The sequence below is a fragment of the Massilia eurypsychrophila genome (assembly GCF_002760655.1).
Taxonomy (GTDB): Bacteria; Pseudomonadota; Gammaproteobacteria; order Burkholderiales; family Burkholderiaceae_D; genus JAFCUW01.
Map to the genome: position 1 here is coordinate 1 of NZ_PDOC01000049.1, position 5,819 is coordinate 5,819.

The following is a 5,819-nucleotide window of genomic DNA, read 5'->3' on the forward strand; positions in this document are numbered from 1 at the left end:
ACGGACAAAGTTCGAGCGGCCGTGCATGAAGCTTTCGAGTGCATTTACTTTGATCAGCATGCTGTTCTCCTCTCAAAGAGACGGCGCCGAAGCGCCGCCCTTCTGGTTAAGCGACGCCGTCGAAGTTAGCGTTCTTGATGAAAGCTTCAGGACGGTAGACGGCAAACGCCAGGCGGCGCTCGATCAGGATCGTCACGAGGTTGTTGACGAAGTCGTCTTCGTTCTCCGTCGAGATGACGATGCCCGCGTCCGAGCGGTCGAAGATCTGCGCGGCCAGTTTGAACGCGCCGACCAGCGCGGTATCAACCGTCATGGCCTGGGTGGCCACCACCGGGCGGGACCACAGCGTCGGCGACAGGGTGCCTTGCGGGTTGCCGATGATGTACTGGCCGGTCGAATCCTTCGTCAGCTCGATGCCGGCCCAGTCGATCGGGTTCAGCACGATGCCGTCAGATGGATACTCGGCCAGCTCGGCCTGCAGCAGCATCAGGCGCAGCGTATCGATGCGCGTGGCGCCGGTGATCGCCATCGGTGCCGAGTAAGCCGTCGCCTGGGTGTAGATGCCGTTCAGGTTGTTGCCGGAGCCAGAGCCCTTGAGCAGCTGGCCTTCTTCGATGAAGTCCAGGCCGTAGGTCAGGCGACCGTCGATCTGCGACTGCAGCGCAGGGAAGTCTTCCAAGATCTCGGACGATGCCTTGATGAAGTGGGCGATCTTCTTTACCGACGCATCGGTGAGCGCGTACGTGATGGTCGATTCTGGCTTTCGCGTGCCCTCACCCGTTGGCGCCGCGTTGTTCGTGAAACCCGTCTCTTTCAGGTAGCGAACCAGATTGCTGGCGGTCCGGCCAGGTGCCACGAGATCGCGAATGGTGAGGCGGCGAGCCGGCATGGTGAGCACGCCAGGCAGGACTTGCGGGTTAACGCCCTGGCCGGCGCTATTGCTCGCGCTGGTGATCGCCTTGACGCCGATTGCGAGCTTGCCGCCTTTACCTTCCTGCAGAGCACCGACGGACTTCTTGAAGTCTTCGCTCTCGATCAGCTGGTAGCCCATCGATTTGAGCTGCGCGCCGCCGTCTTCGGTGCCGCGGCGAGCGGCCTTTTGTTCCAGCTCAGTGACTTGCGCGACCAGCTCGCCCTGCTTCACCAGCAGTTCGTCGACGGTCGTTTTCACCGACGTGGACATGTCGATGCCCCGTTTGGCTTCGGCCAGGGCCTTCTCGCCGTGTTCCTTGACCTGGTCGTTGATCTTCGCCAGCGCGATCTCGAGGCCTTTGATCTCGGTCTCTCCGATCAGGCCAACAAGCGCCAGGCTGGCGATGCCTGGGTGTGCCTGCACGAAGGCCTGCACGTCGGCGCCAGCCGCTTGGGCGACACCTGCAACCAAGCATACGGCCATGAGAAATGCCGGTTTGAGATACTTATTGAATTTGTTTCGCATGATATTTCCTTATGGGGTGAGGGTAAATTCGTTGAACAAACGAAGAATTTCGTCGCTTTTTTCGCCACCGGGCTCACCCCGGGAAAGCTTCGGCAGGCCGCCGTTCGCGACAGCTGCAGCCTGCGATTTGGAGAAGCCTGCCTCGCGCAGGAACTTTTCAAATTCGGGGAGGCTCGGCAGCCGGCCGGCCTCCAACATGCACTTGACGTCGGCCACGCGGGCGTCGTCGTTCATCGGGTTGGTCACGACGCTGATCTCGACCAGGTCGAGTTTCTGCAGCGTGTAGATGCCGGTGTCTTTGTTGACGCTGTAGTCCTTGACGCGGTAGCCGATCGACAGGCCGGTGATCGTCTTGGTGCTCATGCCCTTGTAGGCGAGGCGCGCGTAGGGCGCATCGTCCATCCACAAATCGGCGTCTTCGCCGAACAGCCCGTGGTCGTCCTCCTTGAGCGTCGGCCAGCCGCCAATAGGCTGATCTGTCTGGTGCTGCCACAGCATCGGCACCATGCGGCCGGATTTCTTCCACTTCTCAAGGCTCTCCGCGAAGGCGCCTGGGGCGACGATATCGCCGCCCTTATCGACGACGTTGAACACCGAGCCATAGCCGGAGAATTTGCCCTTGTCGGACAGGCTCTTGATGTCCAGTTCGATCGATTTAGTCAGGTAGTCCATCGTTTTCTTCCTTGATTCCTAGCCACGACAACACGGCCGACTTGGCCGCCTGCGCGGTATTGGTGATTTTCCCCAGCAGCGATAGCGGGATCAGGTTGCTCTGCACGGTCAGCTCGTCGCCACCATCGAGCGGCGGGTCGTTCTCCAGCGCGCGGCATTCGTTGCGGGTCTTGAGACCGTTCTGGGTCATCGCGCTGTAGAAGGCGGCGCGCGCTGCGCTGTCGCCGCGCAGCAGGCCTTCCACGCTGTATTCGGCAAAGTAGCGTGTGCGCTCAGCCGGCTTCATCAACGATTTCTTGATGCCTTGCTCGATGCGGACCATGTACGCGCGGAACACGTACTGAATCAGGTTCAGGTTGATTTGCTCGCGCCCAGTGCCCCAGTTAGATACTGCTGTGCCGTGGCCGATCATCGAAGGCGGGATGCCGAACCAGCGGCACAAGTCCTCGACGCTGAATGCCCGGGTTTCCAGCATCTGCGCGTCAGCGGGGTGCATCGAAAGCTGCTTCATTTCGGCGCCGCCTTCAAGCAACTGGAGTTGCCCGGTGCGCGCATCGCCGAACACGGCGCCCAGCAACTTCGTTTTCATCTGCGCGCGCTGCTCGATGGTCAGGATTTCCGGGACTGACACCACCGCCTGCGTGCGCATGTTGTTCGTGAACGTGCTGGCCGACGCGTTTTCGGTTGCCGTTGCGCCGCACATCGACCGCCAGCCGACCGTAATCGGTGACAAGCCCATCAAGCCATCGGTACCGAAGCCCTTGATGTGCCAGATCTCGGAATCGGTGTATTCCTTCAGTCCAGTTGGCGCGCTGTAGTCGAAATGGATCAGGCCATCACTGCCGCGGTAGGGCGGGCGCATTAACGCCGGATTCAGCGGGTCCAGAGCCACCAGCTTGCCGATACCGTTGAACGATTTCAGGCAGTAGGCGTTCCCCCACAGGCAGATCTGCGATACGACGGCCTCCCAAAACTCAACCGCCGTCATGTCAGCATTGGGCGAGTCGTGCAGCAGCACATACAGCGGGTGCTCACGCGCCACCACACGGATTTCGCGCCCGTTCACCACCTTGCGCTCGTACGTGATCAGCGGCAGCGTGGCGATCGTCTCAGCGATCAGGCGAACGCACGACCAAACCACGGACAGCTGGAGCGCCGCGTTCACGCCGGGTGTGCCGTTCAGGATATTGCCGTGGTTGACGGTAATGTCCTTGTTCGGGTCGCGCACGCCGCGATAGGCGACAGCGTCCCGGATCGAAAAGAACGTGCTTTTCAATGCCAGGCCGGCGGCCGCTACCTTGCTGAATATTTTCATGCGCTATTGGTCCGATAAGTATTCGTCAAGGGTGCCGCCGGTCGCGGGCGCTGCCGACTGCATGACGCCAATGGCCATCAGCAAGGCGACCATGTCATCGATCTTTTCCGGCGCCTTCTTCTTGTCCGGCGCCGTGTTCATGTTTTGGTCGGTGCGCGCGATCAGGTTCGATGCGCACCAGTTCAGCACCGGGTCGTTACCGTGCGCCAGGTGCCCGCCGATGTACGCCAGCTCTAGCGCCTGCATCGCCGGGTGGTAGCTCTTCGGGCCTTGAATGAATTCCTGCAGCGGCACATCAGCGGCCTGCAGCTTCTGCGCCAATTGTTTCGCGTTCCATGCGTCGTATCCGATCATCTGGATGTTGAACCGCCGCTTGGCGGCCAAGATGCAGAGTTCAACCGCGTCGTAGTCGGTGACCTCGGCGCCGGACTCGATCAGATAACCGGCTTGCACCCACGCCTGATACGGCACTAGGCCGCGCTCGGTGCGCCCCTTCACCGCGGCGCCCGGCACAAACCGCCAGCCGGCCGTGTAGAGCGTGCCGTTCACGTTCCAGACAAGCCGGAACGATGTCAGGTCGCTCGTGCTCGCCAAGTCAAGCCCGCCCCAACACGGGTGCTGCTGCAGCCATTCCAGATCAACCGCGCCAGTGCATGCGCGCCACTTCACAAGGTTCACCCAAGCGCCAGCAGCAGCGGACGGGCGGTTCAGACGCTTGATCTTGAATTCGGCGTGCCGGCCAGGCATTGACTTGGCTTCAACCGCTTCTTTCCTGATCTCCTTCATCAGAAGGGGATTCACCTCCATCAGCGGATTGGCCTTGATCCACTTCGTTTCGTCGAAGTCTTCGTCGGCCGGCATGCCAGCGTCCTTGTCCTCGTCGTCGACCGCGAAGTAGATGGCCAGGAAGTGGTCCGCCTCCACCAAGCCCTGCAGCAGTTGCTTGGCGAAGTAGCGAATCTCCCCCCACGGGCCCGGGCTTTCGTAGCCCTCGGTCGTCGTGTACAGGAACAGCGGGTTCCGGCGCGCGCCGGCGGCCGACTTCAGCACATTCAGCAGGTCGTGATTCTTGTGCGCGTGGATTTCATCGATGCCGCAGTGCGACGGATTCAAACCGTCTTGCGTGCTTGCCTTCGCGTTGATCGGCTTGAACGTTCCGCCGTTTGCGTAGCGCGCGATCGCGTTGGCGAACGGCTCCAACATAAAATGTTCGCGCAGGTCGCCAAGCTTCTCCACGATCCGCTTGGCGACGTTGAACACGATCCGCGCCTGCGAACCGGTCGTCGCGGCGCTGATCACCTGGGGGCCGTTCTCGTCCTCGCAGCAGAAGCAATAGAGCAGGATGGCCGAGCAGAGGAAGGACTTGGCGTTCTTGCGCGCCACTGCGAACAGCGCCGTCGTGAAGCGCCGCGTACCGTCCGGATTCCGGAAGCCGAACAGGTTAACAACGAACAAAATGTGAGACGGGTGCATCACCACGTTCTCTGTGTCCCAGGTTCCCTCTACGTGCGGCAGCTTTTCGATGAAATCGCAGGCGTCTACAGCATGCCAAGCGTCGAAAGTGAAGGGGTTGCCCTTTGCTTTTGCCCGCTTTAGGTCGTCCAAAAACCGCTTCGCGGCCAGTCGCACCCACTTACCGAAGCGCTTACGGTCCGTATCGTCGACCGCAGCCTGCGCGTAATCGATCGCTATCTGGACGAAATCACGCTGTCCGCTTGCCGTTACCGGCGAACTTATTTCCTTTGTCCGTTTCGCCAACTTGTTTCACCTTGCCCTGTGCGACTGGCGTCAGGCCGAAGTCGTTTTCCATATTGCGCAGGGTGCCAGCCATGCTTGCGGTGGGCGCCTCGCCAGCCGCATATAGTTGGACGATCTTGCCGTGCAATGCGCAGAGCATGCCGAGTGCCGACAACCCGCCTTCAGTGAGTAGTTTGTTTGCGGTGAGGATCGCGGCGAGGCGATTCCACTCTTTGATTGCGTGCGAATTGGGAAGCCAGTCTGGCGCTTCCGGAACATTTGATAAGACGGGAAGCTCGACATTGCCTACTGGCTTTCGGTCCTTCCTTTCCGTTCCGGCGACCACTTTGAGGCCCGCCGGCTTTCTACCTGGACCTGGCATCGTGGCCTCCAAAAACCGTTTTTCTATCCTGACTGTGCGATTAAATGGGGAGAGCGCGGTCCCCTGTTGCGTGATCCTCTGCGGTTCCGAGGTGCCCTCCCCCTCTTTCCTATGGGGGGGCTGGGCATGGGTCTCTTACTCCGGTAATGGCCAGCCATCGAGACCGATCTTCACCACCGGCCGCTTCTTCTTCCCCTGCTCTGCCTCGGTCTTTACGTCGTGGCAGGGCTTGCAGATGGTCTGACAATTCAGCGGATCATCGATGCGGGCTTGGC

Annotated in this window: 5 protein-coding genes; all 5 read right to left on the reverse strand. The window is 60.7% G+C overall.

What is annotated here, in order from left to right; translation table 11 throughout:
- Window positions 1-106: 106 nt before the first annotated feature.
- From CR105_RS26815 to CR105_RS26835, 5 genes are read right to left on the reverse strand one after another with little or no spacing between them, the layout of a single operon-like run.
- Window positions 107-1,396: a phage major capsid protein gene (locus CR105_RS26815; protein WP_218968763.1), complete on the reverse strand. Its 1,290-nt coding sequence runs from the start codon at window positions 1,394-1,396 to the stop codon at window positions 107-109.
- A 51-nt stretch (window positions 1,397-1,447) separates the two neighbouring features.
- Complete coding sequence (locus tag CR105_RS26820) at window positions 1,448-2,110, reverse strand: HK97 family phage prohead protease (RefSeq protein WP_099793970.1); 663 nt, start codon at window positions 2,108-2,110, stop codon at window positions 1,448-1,450.
- Window positions 2,094-3,386 (reverse strand): phage portal protein, encoded by a 1,293-nt coding sequence (locus CR105_RS26825; protein WP_180288328.1) that lies wholly within the window; start codon window positions 3,384-3,386, stop codon window positions 2,094-2,096. Before CR105_RS26825 ends, CR105_RS26820 begins: the two co-directional genes overlap by 17 nt.
- 42 nt (window positions 3,387-3,428) lie before the next feature.
- Entirely contained in the window at window positions 3,429-5,183 is a 1,755-nt protein-coding gene (locus tag CR105_RS26830; RefSeq protein WP_099793974.1) for a terminase large subunit, read from the reverse strand.
- Complete coding sequence (locus CR105_RS26835) at window positions 5,128-5,544, reverse strand: hypothetical protein (RefSeq protein WP_099793976.1); 417 nt, start codon at window positions 5,542-5,544, stop codon at window positions 5,128-5,130. The genes CR105_RS26830 and CR105_RS26835 overlap by 56 nt, the downstream gene beginning before the upstream one ends.
- Window positions 5,545-5,819 lie beyond the last annotated feature (275 nt).